Origin of the sequence: Collimonas sp. (assembly GCF_035566555.1) — a bacterium.
In the GTDB taxonomy this organism is placed as follows: domain Bacteria; phylum Pseudomonadota; class Gammaproteobacteria; order Burkholderiales; family Burkholderiaceae_D; genus Collimonas.
Map to the genome: position 1 here is coordinate 1 of NZ_DATMRB010000002.1, position 16834 is coordinate 16834.

Consider the following 16834-nt stretch of genomic DNA (forward strand, 5'->3'; position numbering starts at 1 on the left):
ACACCGTGAACCTGAAACAGGTTCTTCGCTAGATCAACTCCTATCGTGTGCGCTTCCATGGTGGACTCCTTGGAGGGTTGAGAAATCTCAACTTTAAACCTACCGCTCTTGAGAGAGGGCGTCCATACCATTAGTCCAAAAGTGGGTCAATATTAGATGCAAACCAACATATTGTGGGCGGTTTTCAAAGAGCGCCGCTAGGCGGGTTTACACCAGCTCAAGATCCAGCCCGATATCTGCCGCCGGGGCGCTTTGCATCAGCCGCCCGACCGAGACGTAATCCACACCGCTCGCCGCGATCACGGCGATCGTATCGAGCCGCACTCCACCCGAAGCCTCCGTCGCCGCGCGTCCGGCCACCAACGTCACTGCCTCGGCCAGCATTGCCGGCGACATATTGTCGAGCAGGATTTGGGTGGCGCCGGCCACGATCGCCGGCTCGATCTGGTCGAGTCGATCGACTTCGCAGATGATCCGCTCCACGCCTGCCGCCTTCGCGCGCGCCACCGCCGGCCCGACGCCGCCCGCCACCGCGACATGGTTGTCCTTGATCAGCACCGCATCCCACAGCCCCATGCGGTAATTGGTCGCGCCGCCCATCCGCGTCGCGTATTTTTCAAGCACGCGCAGGCCGGGGATGGTCTTGCGGGTGTCGAGCAGGGTGGCGTGGCCGTTCATGGCATCGACATAGGCGCGCGTCATTGTCGCGATGCCCGAGAGGTGCTGCACGGTGTTGAGCGCGCTGCGCTCGGCGGTGAGCAGAGCACGGGCGTTGCCGGCGATGCGCATCAACGCGTTGCCAGGCGTGACGCTCTGCCCGTCCTGCACGAGCATTTCGATCGTGCACGCCGGATCGAGATGACGGAAGAACGCGGCGGCCAGCGGCAGGCCGGCGACGGTGATCGCCTCGCGAGTGTCCATCACCCCGGCAAAGCGCGCATCGGCAGGGATGACGCTCTCGGCGGTGACGTCGTGGCCGCCGCTAGGGAGGCCTTCGCCGAGATCTTCAGCGAGCGTAGCGTGGACAAAGGCACTGAGGTTGAAGCCTGGGAGGGTGAATGCATTCATGCCGTGACCTTATAGAAAATGAAAAGATTATGCAGGGCCTTACAGGCCGCCAGCACCGCAAACCTACGGCCGAATGTCTATCCACCATAACCCGCCAACTTTAATGCAGTAAGGCGTTTCAGAGCCCGGGTGTCAGCTTTGAGCCGAAGAATCACCGTAGCTCGATGGTCGCTAGGGGTTGAGTAGAGTCGGTCAACAGGGCCTGGGTAGATGTTATTTATTTGCACTACGTAGCGCCGCGGCCCAACTCTCTACCCAGTCTCCCAAGGGATCGAACAGTTCCAATAGTTTTCTGCCGCGTTTAGTAAGTTGGTAACCAGAGTCGCAAGTTTCAACAATCAGCGCTTCGCGCAATTCTGCCAGTCGGCTGTTGAGCACTGACGGCGACATACCGTCGCAGCGAGCCTGTAGCTCGCGGAACACCATTGGGCCCTCGCGCAGTTCCCAGATCACGCGTAGCACCCAGCGGCGGCCGAGCAGGTCGAGCAAAGCCATGATTGGCTTGCCGGTTTTGGAACCACGAACGGGTTTGTCGATGAGCGCCATATTGTGCTACTAAATTAGAAGTATTATGCTTCGTTTATCGTAGCAACTGGAGTCCTGCATGTCAACACCCCGTATACAAGCCCTTAATCCGCCCTACGCTGATGGTGTGCAGCAGGATTTCGATCGCATCATGCCGCCCGGCATTCCGCCGCTGAAGTTGTTCCGCACCGTAGGACAAAATCCGCGTGTACTGTCGCGCATGATCGCAGGCGGCCTACTCGACAAGGGCAGCATTTCAGTACGCGCCAGAGAGATCATGATTCTACGAACCTGCGCGTTGTGTGGGGCCGAGTACGAATGGGGCGTACATGTTGCGGCCTTTAGCACCAAGGCGGGACTCACTCCGACACAGGTTGCTGCCACTGTGCATGAGGATACCCAGGCGTGGCAAGCTCAAGATTCCGTGCTGATCCGGCTTGCGGATGTACTGCATGCGACCAGCAGCGTCGACGACACTCTGTGGGCCGAACTGAAAACGTTTTACACCGACGAGCAGCTTATCGAGCTAGTGATGCTTGCCGGTCTATATCACGCGGTGTCCTACATAGTGAACACGACAAAGCTGGAACTTGAGACCGCCGCGCCTCATTTTGATAGTTATGCCAACAACTAATCGACGGACGCATGTTGAATGACACTGAATCGAGAAGACTGACCGGCGCCCCGACTCGCCGGCTTAGTCAAACCGTTCGAAGGTCTCGGTGAGGAAATCCACGAAGGTACGGATACGGGCCGACAACTGGTGGCGCTGCGGATACATCACGTAGATGTAGGCGTCCGGCATGCGGTAGCCAGGCAGGACCTGCACCAGCCGGGCGCTTTGCAGATAGCACTGACATCCCATGCGGCGCGCATCAGGACGCCGTGGCCGTCCAGGGCCCAGCTCATGGCGATCTCGCCGTTGTTGGTGGTCATATTGCTTGTAGGCCAACACATCCGCCGTCGACATGGGCGAAGCCATCGCTCGCCGCATCAGCAAAGCTGCCTGAACCTTCTCCTCGAATCCTTTGCCGGAGCATCCGGTCTATGCCAGAATCCATTCATAACTCAACAATCCAACATTCAAACGGGAGGTCACAATAATGTTTCATTTTGCACGATCCGCATTCATGTCCAGCCTGGGTTTAGGCATAGCTCTTGGTTTAGCCGCCCCGCCGTCTTTTGCCGAACCCGATAAACAGGTCTATGAAAAGGCCGAGCAATACAAGGGCGAAGCCTTGAAGCTGCTGGAGCGCTTGGTGAATATCGATACCGGCACCGGCGACGAACAGGGATTGAGCCAGGTCAGCGGGATAGTGATTGAAGAATTGAAAAAAATCGGGGCGCGCGTTGAAACCTATCCGGCGGCAGCGCCCGCAAACGGCAATAACGTGGTGGCGACATTCACTGGAACCGGCAAAGGTAAAATTTTGCTGATGGCGCACATGGATACGGTTTTCAAGCACGGAACAGCCACGGCAAAGCCGTTTTATATCAAAGACAGCCGGGCTTATGGCCCTGGCGTCATGGATGACAAAGGCGGCATCGTCGCCGGCCTGTATGCGTTAAAAATCCTGCAACAGCTTGGTTTTAAAGATTATGCCCAGATTACTCTATTGCTGAATTCCAACGAAGAGACCGGCTCGGCCGGTTCATGCGCGCTGATCGAAAAAGTCGCCAGGCAGCACGACGTGGTCCTTAATCTCGAACCGGGCCGCCCGGCCGACGGCCTGGTGGTATGGCGAAAAGGCAGCGGCACGGTGAAGGTCGAGGTTACCGGCAAGGCAGCGCACGCCGGCGTGGCGCCTGACAGCGGCCGCAATGCCGCGATGGAAGCCGCGCACCAGATATTGCAGCTCGGCCAGCTCGGCGACCGCGAAAAACAAACCACGGTCAACTTTACCGTGATCAACGCTGGGGGCTCGACTAACGTCATTCCAGATCACGCGACTGCCTTCGGCGACGTGCGCGTGGCAGTTCCCGAAGAATTCGACCGCGTTGAAAAAGACCTGGCCAAGGTATCCGAGAAAAAATTGATTCCCGATACCCAGGTAACGACGCACTTGACCCGCGGGTTCCCACCTATGCCGGCAAATCTGCAATCAGAAGCACTGGCTGCCAAGGCGCAAGCCATCTATGGCGAGTTAGGCAAAAAGCTGACGCTTGAGGGCAGCGGCGGCGCAGCCGATTCGAGCCTCTCGGCAGGCGTCGGGATCCCGACGCTGGATGGTTTCGGCATTGTCGGCGGCGGCATCCACACGCCGGAAGAGTACGCCGAAATCGACAGCATCGTGCCCCGCTTTTATCTGCTGACCCGCATGCTCATGGATCTGGGCAATCGGAAATAATATCCTGTCCACTACCTGGCCGGCTGCCCTTCCCTCGTCTGCGCGGGACTGCAGCTGGTAGCCCGGTCAGAAACCGAGGCGGCGATATCCTCAGGTTCGAACCCCTGATATCGCTGCGGCAGCAATTGGCGCCATCGCCGGCTCAGTGCTAGTGATTGCACAAAGGTCAATCATCGACATCCGCTCAGGTTGCGGATTCGGTAAAATTCATCGCCACCCCGTTCATGCAATAGCGCAGCCCGGTCGGCTTAGGGCCGTCGTCGAACAGATGGCCCAGGTGGCCGCCGCAGCGCTGGCAGTGAACTTCCGTGCGCAGCATGCCAAAAGTCTTGTCTTCGCGCGTGCGCACCGCGTTGTCCAGCGCTTGCCAGAAGCTGGGCCAGCCGGTGTGGCTGTCGAACTTGGTCTTGGAAGAAAATAAGGGACGGGCGCAACCTGCGCAGCTAAAGACTCCTGCCCCGTGCTGCGCATTCAGCGGACTGCTATACGGACGCTCAGTAGCCTCCTGGCGCAACACGGCATAGCTGCTGGCGCCAAGCAGGCTACGCCATTCGGCGTCGCTATGGGTTACGTCGAAGTGTTCCTGCGTTTCAGCTGCAGTGACGCGGGAAGCCGTGGCGAGCAAGGAACCCAGCCCGACAGACAGGCCGGCGAGCACGCCGGCGCCCAGAAAAACGCGGCGAGTAGATTTCATCGTTCATCTCCAAGATAAAAATGCATATCGACCGGCCTCACGCATTGGGCGAGCGACATGTCCAGAACAACAATCGACCGGGCTTCACTCAACAAATATCACCCGGGTATTTTCAATCTGACGACACTTCATCATTTGATGCCAAGCCAGTTATCGATAGACAGAGCACCGCCGCCACGCCCGACAAGATAGAGCAGCAAGCCAGCCCACGACAGATGAATGGGCCAGGCGTCCGGATAGACGAATACTTCAATCACCAGCGTCATGCCGAGCAACGCCAGCGCTGCAAAACGTGTAAACAGGCCCAGCACCAGCAGCAGAGGGAACAGGTGTTCGGCATAGGCCGCCATGTGCGCCGCGATTTCGGGCGGGATCAGCGGAATCTTGTATTCCTCACGGAACAGGGTGTAAGTGCCTTCCGTTAAAGTCAGGAATCCCGTCACCTTGGTGCGTCCTGACAGGAAAAACGTGGCGGCAATACCGATGCGGGCGATCAGCGCCAGCAAGGAATGGCCGACCAGCCCCGACAATCTGTCGGCGATGCTGTTCCAGCGGTGGCGCAAGCCGGTTGGCATTGCCGCGGCGGCTATGGCGGATGTGTTCATGTCGATCTCCATTGATGAATAAGTCGTTTTATGTTGCGGAAAACGCGCCGGCAGTCAGCAAAAGCGCCAGCGTTTGCGCGATGTCTTGCGCAGGGGCGGCTGCCGCTGCCTGGCTGGCTGCATTTTCCAGCGTCAGGCCGGCGGCGCAGGCGTCAAGCAGCACGCAAGCGGGGAAATCCAGTGGCTGCCAGCAGACAACGCCATCACGGCGTGTCAGCAAAGCCCCTTCTGCTACCCAGGCCAGATCGCCGGGCATTTCGGTTTGCGCCCGGTTGACGCTCCAGATCGTGTAGGCCGGGTACTGCGCGAACCACTGCCAGTACGTGCTGGCGCGCGGCCGCAGGACCGTTTGCGCCAGCACTTGCGGCGCCAGGGCGCCAAGCACCGCGGCGTCGAGCCGGGTGTCGTCCGCTGCGATATGTGCTTCAATCCAGAATCGGTCCAGCCGGGCAACGCCAGCCAGATAAGGCAGCTCAGCCGCCGGTGGAAATTGCGCCAGGAATTGCGGGAAATCCTCGCCGTACTCCATCATGCTGACCGCACTCGGCGGCGTCGTCCTGACGTACACCAGCGCGGCGGAACGAAACCATTGCTCGCCCACCAACCGCTGCACGGTCGGGAAATTAGCCGCCAGGGTATCGATGCAACCCTTGATCACCGTGTTCCGGTAAATCGCAAAACCCGGCTGTCCACTCAATGACGCCAGCTGCGGGATTGCATCTCCTGCGCCATACAAGGCAAGGATAAAATCATCCTGGAACTGTTTAAGCGGCGCGCTCATGCGATGCTCCTTGCAGGTCGAGGATGTCTTGCGCCTGTCCGCGCTCGGCTAGCAGAACGCTGAAATCGGGTAAATGGTCGTCACGTTCGATCAGCGTGGGGCGCGCGCCAATGCGCTCGACCAGGCGGCGGTACAAATCCCATACCGCCGGCGCCACCGGAGCGTCGTGCGAATCGATCAGTAAGGCGGCGCCGATATCCGCATCTTCGCTATAACCGGCAAGGTGAATTTCCATGATGGCGGCCGCTGGCAGACTGTCGATATAGGCAGCCGCATCGAACTGCAGATTGTGCGCACTGATGAAAATGTTGTTAACGTCGGTCAGCAAGCCACAGCCTGTGCGGCGCGTCAGTTCAGTCAGGAAATCGACTTCGCTCCAGGCATGCTGATCCATGTGCAGATAATGAGTGGGATTTTCGATAGCGATGCGGCAGCCGAGGGCATCCTGTGTCCTTGCGATATTGGCGGCGATGCGCAGCAGCGCTTCGCCGCTGCGCGGCACCGGCAGCAGATCGGGATAGTAATTGCCGTTCCACGCCGACCATGCCAGATGTTCCGACACCAGCGTCGGCTGGAAGCGCCGGACCAGTTGCGCCAGCTTGCGCAAGTGCGCCTCGTCCGGCGCGACATCGGCCGCCAGCGACAGCGAGACGCCGTGCAAGGCCAGCGGATGGCGCTGGCGGATTGTTTCCAGCCAGGCCAGCCGAGGGCCGCCGGCCACCATGTAGTTTTCCGGATGGACCTCGAACCAGAGGCCGCCTGCGCTGCATGCCAGCGCTTCGTCGTAGTGCTGGGGTTTCAGGCCCAGGCCTGCGCCAAGTCGGTTATCCATGATGAGCCGGCCGTTTCTGCATCAGGTTGGAGTCAGGGAACCTGTGCCATGCGGCGTCTTGATGCTGGTGCAGGTGCCGGCAGGGACGTTTTTCCAGGCGTTGCCTTGATAGTCGACCTTGGCGGTGCCGGCGCAGGTGGTGCCCTCGCCTGCCTTGCAGTCATTCTTGCCGGCGGCGGACACGCCGTAGCATTTTTCCACAGCCGGCTTGGCCGGTGTAGCTTGGTTCTGCGCCATGGCGACGCCGGAAGTCAGGGCTGCCAGGGTAAAAGCGGCGGTAACGAGATTACGTGCATTCATGATGTCTGCTCCAGAAAAGGTTAGGTAAAAGAACCGATCGTCTGCACTGGAAACTGTGTTGTGCAAGCGATCTGACAGGTAATTCGCCGGCGCGCAGCATCCGGTTACAGCGGCCAGCAAAAATAATTGAAAAAATATTTTTTGCGACAGCTGTAACCAAAGCCGCGGCTGCGGCGAATACATAGGCCTGCGCAAGCCCGTCTGGAGAAACATCATGAATACCCCCGAACTGGTCGCCATGCTGGCGACCGGCGTGCAACCCGCCGATCCCAATGTGCTGGCCAAACGCTTCGGCCTCGCATTGATCATGGGATTATTGGGTGCAACCGCACTGCTGCTGGCGATTTACGGCGTCCGCAGCGACATGCCGCAAATGCTGGTGACGCCGCTGTTCTGGTTGAAAGCGGCGTTTCCGCTGGCGGTGCTGCTGGCAGCGCTGCTGATCGCCAGCCGCCTGGCGCGCCCAGGCATGGACAGCCAGCTCGGCTGGCTGATGCTGGCGCTGCCTTTGCTAGCGGTCTGGAGCGCCGCCGCCGGCTTCCTGCTGGCGACGCCGCCGGCGCTGCGGCTGGGCCTGGTGCTCGGCAGCACCTGGCGCATCTGCACCTTGAACATCGTGATCTTGTCTGCGCCGACCTTCTACGCCGTGTTCTGGGCCATGCGCGGCCTGGCGCCGACCCGGCTGCGGCTGGCCGGCGCCGGCGCCGGCTTGCTGGCGGGAGCGCAAGCGGTGCTGGTCTACACCTTGTACTGCATCGAAATGGCGCCGCCGTTCTGGGGCGTGTGGTACGCGCTCGGCATGCTGATCCCGATGCTGGCGGGCGCCCTGCTCGGGCCACGCTGGCTGCGCTGGTGAGTGCCGCCAAGGCGGTTTCACTTGCCGTAAAGGAAGAAAAAGGCGACGATGAGCTGCTTTCCATGCTTGCCGGTCGGCGCGGCGGGCAACAACACTAGTTGTCTTTCGATTGAATCAGGGTTCGTTTTAATCAAGATGCCATGAAGCGAATAAGCGAAACAGAAGCCATACAGCCGATAGAAGAGCGCCTGAAAATGCTGCTGCTCGCCGGGCTGGACGGCGATGCGGCGGCATATCGCAGCTTCCTGGACGAACTGAGCGGGCGCTTGCGGGCTTTCCTGAGAAAGCGTCTATACCACCTGCAGGACGATGTCGAAGACGTGGTGCAGGAAACCCTGCTGGCGGTGCATAACGGCCGCCACACCTTCCGCGCCGACCAGCCCCTGACAGCCTGGGTCTACGCGATTGCCCGCTACAAGCTGAGCGACTTCCTGCGCGCACGGTCGCGCCACGAGGCGTTGAATGAGCCGCTCGACGATTACCTGGAGATTTTTACCGGCAGCGATGAACAACCCGCTGCGGCCAAACGCGATATCGGCAAATTGCTCGAATTGCTGCCGGACCGCCAACGCCTGCCGATTGTGCACGTCAAACTGGAAGGCTTGTCGGTGGCGGAAACGGCACAACTCACCGGTCTGTCGGAGTCCGCAGTTAAAATAGGCGTGCACCGCGGCCTCAAGGCATTGGCGGCGAAAATCAGAGGTTTGGCATGAAAACAGACGACTTTGTTTCCTTATTGGCAGCTGGCGTAGCGCCGGTGGATCGTCACGCCTCTGCCAAAAGCTTCAGCCGCGCACTGATACTGGGCGGCCTGGGCTCAGTCATCCTGACCGTGCTGCTTTACGGAGTGCGGCCGGATATCCACGCCATGCTCGGCACCCCGCTGTTCTGGTTCAAACTGGCGTTCCCGCTTCTGCTAGGGGCTGCCGCCCTGCTGCTGGCTTCGCGCCTGGCGCGTCCCGGCCAGACCGGGGGCAATGCCTGGCCTGCCTTGGCCTTGCCGCTGCTGCTGGTGTGGAGCGCCTCCGGATTGATCCTCTGGTCGGCGCCGCCGGAGCTGCGTGCCTCCTTGCTCTTGGGCGTGACCTGGCGCAGTTGTCCGTTCAATATTGCGCTGCTGTCCGTGCCCTCCCTGATTGCCGTCTTCTGGGCCATGCGCGGGCTGGCGCCGACACGTTTGCGCCTGGCTGGCGCGGCTGCCGGCCTCCTGTCCGGCGCCATTGCCACCGTTGCTTACTGCCTGCACTGCCCGGAAATGGGGGTGCCGTTCTGGGGCGCCTGGTATGTGCTGGGCATGCTGATTCCGACCTTGGCCGGAGCACTTTGCGGACCGCGTTTTCTGCGCTGGTAACATAGAGCGCAGCTAGCCACAGTCAGTTTGAGCTGCGAATCGACAGCTTGAACGCCCGAGCCATGCACCTGTCGACATTGCATCCGGCACAAATAACAATTTAGGCTATGCTTGGCAAACACCAGCTTATGCGGGAGTGATGTCAATGACTGTATCGCCTGCCCGCCCTCGCGACGAGGGCGCCATTGCCGACACTGCGGCGGATTCACTGTGCAAGCGCAGTGCGCGCCCGTGGGTATTGGCGGCCACGATACTCGCCTCTAGCATGGTGTTTATCGATGGCACGGTGGTCAACGTCGCCCTTCCCGCCTTGCAGCGCGCATTCGGCGCCAGCGCATCCGATGCGCAGTGGGTCATTGAATCCTATACCCTGTTTCTGGCGGCTCTGCTGCTGGTTGGCGGCAGCGCTGGCGACCGCTTCGGCCGACGCCGGGTGTTTGCCCTTGGCACCGCGCTGTTCGCTGTCGCCTCCATCTGGTGTGGGGTGACGGGCAGCGTCATGCAACTGATTGCCGCTCGCGCTGTGCAGGGCATCGGCGGCGCCTTGCTGGTCCCGGGCAGCCTTGCCCTGATCAGTGCTTCATTTCCCGCAAACGAACGCGGCAAAGCGATCGGCACCTGGTCTGGCTACACTGCCATCACTACCGCAATTGGACCGGTGGTCGGCGGATTCCTGATTGAGCATGTGTCATGGCGCCTGGCATTTCTGATCAACGTCCCGCTCGCCTTGCTGGTGATCGTCCTCACATTCAGATACGTCCCCGAAAGCCGCGATCAACGCGCTTCAGGCTCTCTGGATTGGAGCGGCGCTGCGTTGGCCAGCATCGGGCTGGGATGCCTGGTCTATGGCTTGATTGAATCGTCGAACAAAGGCTGGGGCGAAGTGACGGTGCTTGCAACGCTGGTTCTGGCTGTGCTGATGCTTACCCTTTTCATCGGCCTCGAATTGCGGCATCCGACTCCCATGCTGCCGCTCGGCTTATTCCGATCCCGCAATTTCAGCGGCGCCAACCTGCTGACGCTCCTGCTGTACGCTGCGCTTGGCGGCAGCCTGTATTTTCTTCCGCTCAACCTGATTCTGGTGCAAGAGTATTCCGCTTTCGCCGCCGGCGCTTCGTTGCTGCCGTTTGTGCTGCCGATGTTTCTCCTGTCAAGATGGAGCGGCGGCCTGGTTGACCGCTACGGCGCCAAGAAACCGCTTGTGATCGGGCCGACGATTGCGGCTATCGGATTTGCCTGGTTCGCCATTCCGGGTGTGGGCGGCAGTTACTGGACTAATTATTTTCCGGCGGTGCTGATATTGGGCTTCGGCATGTCGATCAGCATCGCGCCGCTGACCACGACGGTCATGAACGCAGTCGACCAGAGTCTTACCGGCGCGGCATCGGGCGTCAACAACGCCGTTTCGCGTACGGCCACCCTGCTGGCCATCGCAGCTTTCGGGATTGTGATGAACCTGGCGTTCAATGTCAGTTTGGACCGGCATCTCAAGACCTCGAATATGGCGCCGGAAAAGTTGCACGCGGTAGAGGTGCAGCGGGCAAAACTTGCTGCAATCGAGTTACCCGAAGCAGCAAGCCAATCGGAGAAAGCGTTCCTGAAAAGCGCAATCAGCCAATCGTACGTCTCCGGCTTTCGCTGGGTGATGCTGCTCTCTGCGTGCCTGGCCTTGGGCAGCGCCTTGAGCGCCTGGCTGCTGATCGCCGGGCGTCCTTCCAAAACCTGACGAGCCGCAGGCAAGTGCCATGTACTTATTCCGAATATAGTTGTTCAAAATGATTCGTTCTTTCCTGGCATAGACCTACTATATATTCGCGGCTGATGGACAGAGAGCCGCGCAAGTCTCTTTTTGCCTCGTAACCCTGCATTTCATTTCCATGATCTGGCCGTTTTATCGGCCGCCACAGCAATCCGGGCCAAGGTTAAGGCGCGGCAGGCTGCGTGGCGGGCACATCTTTCGCTCAAGGTGCCCGCTTGCGGACTGCTTCCGCGGCATGGCCGCTGGTAGAACTGTGCCGGCCGTACATGCGCAACTGATGACAAACCACAAAGCAAAACAATGAAAACAGCCGTCCTCCGTATTCCGCGCACCGTCCCTGCCGCCGCATTGCTAGCCCTGGCGGCCAGCGCCTCTCATGCGCAAATCGCCAGCACCAGCGTCACGCTGTATGGGTTTATCGACAGCAGCGTGCGCTATCAGCAAACCAGGGCCGGCAACAGCTTGTCGGTAGTGGACGGCGCGGAACTGGGCTGGGCCGGCAGCCGCTGGGGCCTGATCGGCAGCGAAGACCTGGGCGGCGGCCTGAAAGCCATTTTCAACCTGGAGAACGGTTTTTCGCTCGACACCGGCAAACTGAACCAGGGAGGACGATTGTTCGGACGCACCGCCTATGTCGGCTTGAGCAGCAGCTATGGCGAGCTGACCCTGGGGCGTCAATACAATGCACTGTATTACGCCGGCTCCTGGCTGAGCGACCCTACTTATGTCTCCAGCTGGTCGCCCGCGGTCAATCATCAGCTCAATTATGCCTGGGACAATGCGATCGTCTATACCGGCCGCTTCTCCGATTTCATTGGGCGCCTGAGCTACGCCGCCGGCGAACAGGCAGGCACCCAGAACGGCAGCATGCAAGCCGCCAGCCTGATGTACAACGGCCACCCGTTCGGCGCGGCAATTGCCTACGGCGGCGTCAACGGCAGCGGCCAGACCACGTTTACCGCGGGCGGCTACTACGAGGTCGGCCCGGTCACGCTGCAGCTGGTGCACTACCACACCCGGAACGAACCCTACACCGCCACCCGCAGCCTGATCACCAACGGCATCGGCGCCATTTACGTCCCGGCGCCGGCATGGGAGCTGACTGCCGCCTACTGGCGCACCACCGCCGACGGCGCGGTCGACAACAAGCTCCTGGCGGTCGCCCGCTACAGCCTGTCGAAGCGCACCAAGCTATACGTCGAGGCCGATACCGACCGCAATCCCCAAAGCGGCCGGCTCAGCGGCGCCCAGGCCGGCATGCAGTATTCTTTCTGAGCGACTAAAGGGAATGATTTAAATGGCTTACGTTGATGGCTACGGTCCTGCAGCGGTTGCTGCTGATCATCCGGCAGATTCATGGATTGCGGGCGCAAGCAATTGAATAAAAAAGCTTTTCGATTAAATCTCCAAACTTAATCCAAGCTCTCATGATTCATCTGCAATACATTGAATATTAATGAATTTTTTTGAAATTTCTATTATTCTCAGGATGCTGCCCTAGGGAGCCACAAAGCGCCAGGCCGGATTGTCGAACATGGAAATCGTGCGCGCGCGCACCGTGCCGGACGGGCATAGTTCATCCTGGGTGTACTGCGTCAGGCGGATCGAATTCGGCACTTTTGCCTTGCAGATGATGCCGACATATTCAGGCTCGATCGTCGCTGCCTTGAACACAAAGCTCTCCTTGTATTCATCGGTAGGCTTGAAAATTTTCATCAGGTCGCCCGGGTTCTTCAGGCTGCCGTAGTCGAAGCCCATCCCCTGCGATACCAGCGTCGATACCTGCGCCGGATTGATGCCGACCTTGTCTACCCGGTAATTGCTGCCGAAACCAGAGGCGCCGCCGATCAGCTGCGACAGGTTGCCGTACTTGCCGTTGTTGAGCACCGTGCCGACGTGGTTGCTGGCAGCCAGCGGATTGAGTTCGTCAAACATGCGCTTGATCGCCACCCCACCCGGCGCCGACCAGGAATTGGTGACCATGGTCAGGCTGCCCAGCGCGGTGACGTTGGTGCTGCCTGCGGCCATGCCGTCGAGCGCTGGTGCGATGCCGAAGCGCTGCTGCAGGAAGTCCGTGATGAAATCGCCCAGCCCGATGGCGCCGTTGACCTGCACCCGTTCATAAGGCTTGTCATCCAGCTTCAGGCTGGTCAGCGTATTGTGGGTGGGATCGAATCCCATCGGTCCGCCGGGCGCCTTGTTTGAATTGGTGGTGACGCTCAAGGCGTTGCTTGAGATGCTGCCGAAGGTGGCGCCCTTCATGGTGCTGGTAAAAAAGCGCGCGGCCGTGCTCATCCAGTCCGGGTGGTCTTGCATCAAGGCGGTGCTGCCCTCGCCTTGCGACTGGCGCGCGCCGCGCGGCGTCAGGTAGACGTTCCGGAATACCTGGGGCGCCAGGTCGCTGTCGCTGCTGTAGAGCGCCTGCGTCTCGGCGCCGCCGCCGGACTTGTAGGCGGTGCGTTCCCAGGCGGCAAAGCGCGGGGCTTCGGCATTGAGCTGCGCCAGCTCGCCGAACCGCCACACCCACTGCAGGCCGAACAGGAAAACCATGAACAGGCTGCAGACAATGATGGATTCGACCAGCGCCTGGCCGCGCTGGCGGCGCAGCCTTGGCGATGCGGTCGATAGTGCGGGCAGCATGAGCATGAAGTCTTTCCGGACGGGATCTCAGTTAATGACGAAGAACAGCGTTTTTTCGGGGTAATTCAAGCCTTCCAGCCGAGCGTTCCAGTAAGGCAGCATGAGGTTGGCGTGCGAGACGATCTGGCCGCGCGTGGTCCAGCGCTCCACCGGCGCCCGGTAGTAAACGCGCGCCTTGCCGATGGCTTTCAGATAATCCTGCTTGAGTTCGGTGTCGTAATCGTGCATGGGCGCGCGCCCGAGGTTGAATTTGCTTTCCGGCCGCAGCGGCGTCTTGTCGACCGTCTGCTGCAGCGCCACCACGAACGACGGCCCCAGGTCCTTCAAGGCGTTGTCTTGCACTTCCTTGCTGGCGACAAACAGATTGCTGGCGTCGCGGTCGCCCAGCTGGTAGTTGCCCATGTTGGCGCCGCGCATTTCCCACAGACCGAAACGTTCCGCCGGCAAGCCCATGTCAGCCGCCACCGCACCGCCCAGGCCGGGTTTCTGGAACAGCGTCTCAGTGCCGCGCGAAGTGCGCATGCCAAGCACATCGATCAAGTCGCCCAGGCCGAGCGCCTTGAGGATAAACTGGACAAAACCGTCAGGCGCATCGACCGGATCGTCGAACGCCGAGGTGGCGAGCGAAAAGCCGCTGCCCAGCATGTTTGAGATGGAAGTGGCGACATTGCCGCCCAGGCTGGAGAGCTGCTGGAAATTCACCGCCTGCTGCGCCATCGCTGTCGCCACCGTCACTTCGGCATCGGCGCTGCCCGGATTGGGCGCATTGAGCGCAGCGCCGGAGGCTGGCATGCCGGCCGGGGCGCCGCCCAGCACACCGGTCTGGTTGCCGGCGTTGGCGTCCGGCAGATTGACCGCGGACTGCGAGGAATTGGAGGAATTGACGCCGGCGCCGGCGGCATTGATTACCGGTTCCAGGGTCGCCATGGCGGCGTTGTTGAGCGTCTGGCTGGCGGTGGCGATCTGCGGCTGGCCCTTCATTGCCCGCTCGCCAGAGGATCCGGCGATATTCATGACGCCGCGCTCGTAGTATTTCTTGGCAGCGCCTGCAGACAACGAAGCGCAGGCGCCGCCTATCCGCGGTGCATAGAGTTCGCCGTTCGGCAGCGTGAAATACAGGCAATCGTCAATGCCGGTCGCCTCGCCCCAGAACGATTTCTTCCAGGACGAAGTGTCTTTCACCACATCGACGAACTTGGCCAGGTCTTCAGGCACTTCCTGGTTCTTGTCCAGGCCCTGGCGGCCCACCTTGGACATGGTCACCGCGCCGGCCATCGGAATGTGGATATTGAACAGGTGCGGATTGATCTCCATGATGTCGATATTGCTCCAGGCATAGGTTCCGTCCTGCATCTGGATCATGCGGGTGCCGCCGGTACGCTCGTACAGGCACATGATCGGGCTGACGATGAGGCCCACCGTGTTCATGAACGCTTCGATCACCGGGCCGATGACGTCCGCCGCCACGTTGCCCTGCAGCGCCGGCACGATCTGCTCCAGGCCGTTGGCCGAGAGCCCGGTCAGGATGCCGTTGATGCCGCTCAGGTTGCAGCCGTCCACCGCCCACAGGCCGACCGCGTTAGGAAACAGGCGGCGGCCGCCCATGGCGCTGGTGAGCTTGATCATGTCCTGCATCATCACCCGGTGCACCAGGTTGAATTCGGCGGTGCCGGTGCTGTCCGGCAGCTTGGTCTTCATCTCGGTGCTGCCCATGAACTTGCGCGGCGGCTGGTGCAGCTTGATCATGCTGCCGAAATCCACCACGCTCTTGGCGACCTGGTACATGATGGTCTGCGGCACATACTCGGCTTGCGGCGCATTGGCCGTCAGCAGTTCCTTTTGCATGGCGATCATGGCTGAAGTAGTGGTAGCCAGGTGCACCTGCTGCGAGGCGAAAATCGCGTAATTGGTCAATGAGGTGGTGGCGGTGCCGGCGTTGGCCAGCACCTGGCTGGTGACGCGCACGCCGTCGACGATTTTTTCCCAGTATTTGCCGAAAGTAGAGACGGCATTGAGAATGCTCGACAGGCCGGCGCCGATATAGGGGATGAATTTGGTCAGCGCGGCGGTGGCCTTCATCACCCTGCTATTGTTTTTCCAGTACTGGTCCGACATGGTGACGTTCGACCACATCGCCGTCATCTGCCCCACCGCCTGGTAATTGGCGATCATGGCGCGGTTGGTGTAGGCGGTGTAGTTGAGGCCCTCCGCCGCAATGTTGGCGGTGCTGTAGGCAATCGCATCCGCGGCATTGACCAGGCGCCGCTTGTCGCTGGTCACCTGCGCCATGTTATAGACGGCGAATATGCCGACGCACAGCACAGCCAGGAAGAAAATGCCGATCGGCAGCACCGCGCCGCGGCTGTATGTGCGGTTAAATGTGCGGCCAGATGCGCATCGCGGCAAGCGACGGCGGCGTCCGCTGCTAAACCATCTGCTTACGTCAGCTTGCATCGCTTCAGCACCATGTCGATATCCCGGAAGGAAATTAAGTTTGCGCGAATGCGCGATGGATCCAGCACTGCTGGCAAGACGCGTTAAAAATCTTTCCAGATGGTAATTACGTTTTGTTACCGGAGAATGACGATGGCATGCCGATTCAGCTGCTTTCAGCTTGATAATTCGAAGTTTTTTTCTTGACACTCTCATTAATGTCAATGATGTATAGATGCCGAAAATCAGCATTGGATGACGCCTGTTCGCATTAGACGAGCGCGTCATTTACGGCGCCAGTTAAGCGGATGACGGGCTGCTTTCCTGCATCGTTGCGGAAGACTGAAACCGTCATCCGCACACCTTGCCGACTCAGGCCGAAGCTGGCGCGCCGCTCAGAATATCCGCACAAAACGCACCGGCAAGTTCGCTCGGGTGGCGTAACCGGATTGCCGATAGCCAGACGCTGTCGCTCGGCACGATGTTCATCTCCGCGAGACTCAGGCGATGGCGGCAGCGATACCTGGCGCCGAGTTCATCGTTATGCCCGCTACTGCGCATCTCGCGGGTCTCGAATGCCACCACGAAGTGAACGCAATCATAGAGGAATATTTGCAGCATCAGCGCTAACGCCACTGGCAT

The 16834-nt window shown here is 60.2% G+C and carries 17 protein-coding genes and 1 pseudogene; 7 read left to right on the forward strand and 11 right to left on the reverse strand.

Annotated elements, in window-relative coordinates; genetic code table 11:
- Positions 1-207: 207 nt before the first annotated feature.
- Together nadC and VNZ65_RS00205 are read right to left on the reverse strand one after the other, a co-directional pair.
- Complete coding sequence (gene nadC, locus VNZ65_RS00200) at positions 208-1068, reverse strand: carboxylating nicotinate-nucleotide diphosphorylase (protein WP_325664885.1); 861 nt, start codon at positions 1066-1068, stop codon at positions 208-210.
- Positions 1069-1281: 213 nt separating this feature from the next.
- Positions 1282-1614, reverse strand: coding sequence for a helix-turn-helix domain-containing protein (locus tag VNZ65_RS00205; RefSeq protein ID WP_325664887.1), 333 nt, complete (start codon positions 1612-1614; stop codon positions 1282-1284).
- A 58-nt stretch (positions 1615-1672) separates the two neighbouring features.
- Between VNZ65_RS00205 and VNZ65_RS00210 the strand changes: the two genes are divergently transcribed.
- Entirely contained in the window at positions 1673-2227 is a 555-nt protein-coding gene (locus VNZ65_RS00210; protein ID WP_325664889.1) for a carboxymuconolactone decarboxylase family protein, read from the forward strand.
- Between the two features lie 63 nt (positions 2228-2290).
- Here the strand turns inward: VNZ65_RS00210 and VNZ65_RS00215 are convergent.
- Positions 2291-2532: pseudogene (locus VNZ65_RS00215) on the reverse strand (LysR substrate-binding domain-containing protein); the annotation flags it as partial.
- A gap of 191 nt (positions 2533-2723) precedes the next feature.
- Between VNZ65_RS00215 and VNZ65_RS00220 the strand changes: the two are divergent.
- Positions 2724-3941 carry a M20/M25/M40 family metallo-hydrolase gene (locus VNZ65_RS00220; RefSeq protein WP_325664891.1) on the forward strand — a complete coding sequence of 406 codons (1218 nt, stop codon included), beginning with the start codon at positions 2724-2726 and terminating at the stop codon, positions 3939-3941.
- Positions 3942-4125: 184 nt separating this feature from the next.
- On the opposite strand, the gene msrB is transcribed toward VNZ65_RS00220, so the two are convergent.
- From msrB to VNZ65_RS00245, 5 genes are all read right to left on the reverse strand, one after another.
- Positions 4126-4635 carry a peptide-methionine (R)-S-oxide reductase MsrB gene (gene msrB / locus VNZ65_RS00225; RefSeq protein ID WP_325664893.1) on the reverse strand — a complete coding sequence of 170 codons (510 nt, stop codon included), beginning with the start codon at positions 4633-4635 and terminating at the stop codon, positions 4126-4128.
- A 131-nt stretch (positions 4636-4766) separates the two neighbouring features.
- Positions 4767-5240, reverse strand: coding sequence for a DoxX family protein (locus tag VNZ65_RS00230; RefSeq protein ID WP_325664895.1), 474 nt, complete (start codon positions 5238-5240; stop codon positions 4767-4769).
- Positions 5241-5268: 28 nt separating this feature from the next.
- Positions 5269-6021, reverse strand: a complete 753-nt coding sequence (locus VNZ65_RS00235; RefSeq protein ID WP_325664897.1) for a DNA-binding domain-containing protein — start codon at positions 6019-6021, stop codon at positions 5269-5271.
- Positions 6005-6853 carry a DUF692 domain-containing protein gene (locus VNZ65_RS00240; RefSeq protein WP_325664899.1) on the reverse strand — a complete coding sequence of 283 codons (849 nt, stop codon included), beginning with the start codon at positions 6851-6853 and terminating at the stop codon, positions 6005-6007. The genes VNZ65_RS00235 and VNZ65_RS00240 overlap by 17 nt, the downstream gene beginning before the upstream one ends.
- Before the next feature lie 21 nt (positions 6854-6874).
- The gene (locus VNZ65_RS00245) at positions 6875-7153 is read right to left on the reverse strand and encodes a DUF2282 domain-containing protein (protein WP_325664901.1); all 279 of its coding nucleotides are present in this window, start codon (positions 7151-7153) and stop codon (positions 6875-6877) included.
- A 214-nt stretch (positions 7154-7367) separates the two neighbouring features.
- On the opposite strand from VNZ65_RS00245, the gene VNZ65_RS00250 reads away from it, so the two are divergent.
- From VNZ65_RS00250 to VNZ65_RS00270, 5 genes are all read left to right on the forward strand, one after another.
- On the forward strand, positions 7368-8009 hold the full coding sequence (locus tag VNZ65_RS00250; RefSeq protein WP_325664903.1) for a DUF1109 domain-containing protein: 642 nt from the start codon (positions 7368-7370) through the stop codon (positions 8007-8009).
- Between the two features lie 140 nt (positions 8010-8149).
- Positions 8150-8722, forward strand: coding sequence for a sigma-70 family RNA polymerase sigma factor (locus tag VNZ65_RS00255; RefSeq protein WP_325664905.1), 573 nt, complete (start codon positions 8150-8152; stop codon positions 8720-8722).
- The gene (locus tag VNZ65_RS00260) at positions 8719-9360 is read left to right on the forward strand and encodes a DUF1109 domain-containing protein (RefSeq protein WP_325664907.1); all 642 of its coding nucleotides are present in this window, start codon (positions 8719-8721) and stop codon (positions 9358-9360) included. The genes VNZ65_RS00255 and VNZ65_RS00260 overlap by 4 nt, the downstream gene beginning before the upstream one ends.
- 145 nt (positions 9361-9505) lie before the next feature.
- Complete coding sequence (locus tag VNZ65_RS00265) at positions 9506-11086, forward strand: MFS transporter (protein ID WP_325664909.1); 1581 nt, start codon at positions 9506-9508, stop codon at positions 11084-11086.
- Between the two features lie 333 nt (positions 11087-11419).
- Positions 11420-12394: a porin gene (locus VNZ65_RS00270; protein WP_325664911.1), complete on the forward strand. Its 975-nt coding sequence runs from the start codon at positions 11420-11422 to the stop codon at positions 12392-12394.
- 222 nt (positions 12395-12616) lie between these two features.
- Here VNZ65_RS00270 and VNZ65_RS00275 read toward each other — a convergent pair whose 3' ends face one another.
- The 3 genes from VNZ65_RS00275 to VNZ65_RS00285 all read right to left on the reverse strand — a co-directional run bounded on the left by VNZ65_RS00275 (position 12617) and on the right by VNZ65_RS00285 (position 16834).
- The gene (locus VNZ65_RS00275; protein ID WP_325664913.1) at positions 12617-13765 is read right to left on the reverse strand and encodes a hypothetical protein; all 1149 of its coding nucleotides are present in this window, start codon (positions 13763-13765) and stop codon (positions 12617-12619) included.
- A 21-nt stretch (positions 13766-13786) separates the two neighbouring features.
- Entirely contained in the window at positions 13787-16111 is a 2325-nt protein-coding gene (locus VNZ65_RS00280; RefSeq protein WP_325664915.1) for a pilus assembly protein TadG-related protein, read from the reverse strand.
- Between the two features lie 453 nt (positions 16112-16564).
- On the reverse strand, positions 16565-16834 hold the full coding sequence (locus VNZ65_RS00285; RefSeq protein ID WP_325664917.1) for a hypothetical protein: 270 nt from the start codon (positions 16832-16834) through the stop codon (positions 16565-16567).

What these genes read in the sequence shown, in the direction of transcription:
- VNZ65_RS00285 (WP_325664917.1), bottom strand. Translation starts at nt 16,834, where the DNA reads ATGCCAGTGGCGTTAGCGCTGATGCTGCAAATATTCCTCTATGATTGC.
- nadC (WP_325664885.1), bottom strand. Translation starts at nt 1,068, where the DNA reads ATGAATGCATTCACCCTCCCAGGCTTCAACCTCAGTGCCTTTGTCCAC.
- VNZ65_RS00265 (WP_325664909.1), top strand. Translation starts at nt 9,506, where the DNA reads ATGACTGTATCGCCTGCCCGCCCTCGCGACGAGGGCGCCATTGCCGAC.
- VNZ65_RS00250 (WP_325664903.1), top strand. Translation starts at nt 7,368, where the DNA reads ATGAATACCCCCGAACTGGTCGCCATGCTGGCGACCGGCGTGCAACCC.
- VNZ65_RS00245 (WP_325664901.1), bottom strand. Translation starts at nt 7,153, where the DNA reads ATGAATGCACGTAATCTCGTTACCGCCGCTTTTACCCTGGCAGCCCTG.
- VNZ65_RS00230 (WP_325664895.1), bottom strand. Translation starts at nt 5,240, where the DNA reads ATGAACACATCCGCCATAGCCGCCGCGGCAATGCCAACCGGCTTGCGC.
- VNZ65_RS00270 (WP_325664911.1), top strand. Translation starts at nt 11,420, where the DNA reads ATGAAAACAGCCGTCCTCCGTATTCCGCGCACCGTCCCTGCCGCCGCA.
- VNZ65_RS00260 (WP_325664907.1), top strand. Translation starts at nt 8,719, where the DNA reads ATGAAAACAGACGACTTTGTTTCCTTATTGGCAGCTGGCGTAGCGCCG.
- VNZ65_RS00275 (WP_325664913.1), bottom strand. Translation starts at nt 13,765, where the DNA reads ATGCTCATGCTGCCCGCACTATCGACCGCATCGCCAAGGCTGCGCCGC.
- msrB (WP_325664893.1), bottom strand. Translation starts at nt 4,635, where the DNA reads ATGAAATCTACTCGCCGCGTTTTTCTGGGCGCCGGCGTGCTCGCCGGC.
- VNZ65_RS00210 (WP_325664889.1), top strand. Translation starts at nt 1,673, where the DNA reads ATGTCAACACCCCGTATACAAGCCCTTAATCCGCCCTACGCTGATGGT.
- VNZ65_RS00240 (WP_325664899.1), bottom strand. Translation starts at nt 6,853, where the DNA reads ATGGATAACCGACTTGGCGCAGGCCTGGGCCTGAAACCCCAGCACTAC.
- VNZ65_RS00255 (WP_325664905.1), top strand. Translation starts at nt 8,150, where the DNA reads ATGAAGCGAATAAGCGAAACAGAAGCCATACAGCCGATAGAAGAGCGC.
- VNZ65_RS00220 (WP_325664891.1), top strand. Translation starts at nt 2,724, where the DNA reads ATGTCCAGCCTGGGTTTAGGCATAGCTCTTGGTTTAGCCGCCCCGCCG.
- VNZ65_RS00235 (WP_325664897.1), bottom strand. Translation starts at nt 6,021, where the DNA reads ATGAGCGCGCCGCTTAAACAGTTCCAGGATGATTTTATCCTTGCCTTG.
- VNZ65_RS00205 (WP_325664887.1), bottom strand. Translation starts at nt 1,614, where the DNA reads ATGGCGCTCATCGACAAACCCGTTCGTGGTTCCAAAACCGGCAAGCCA.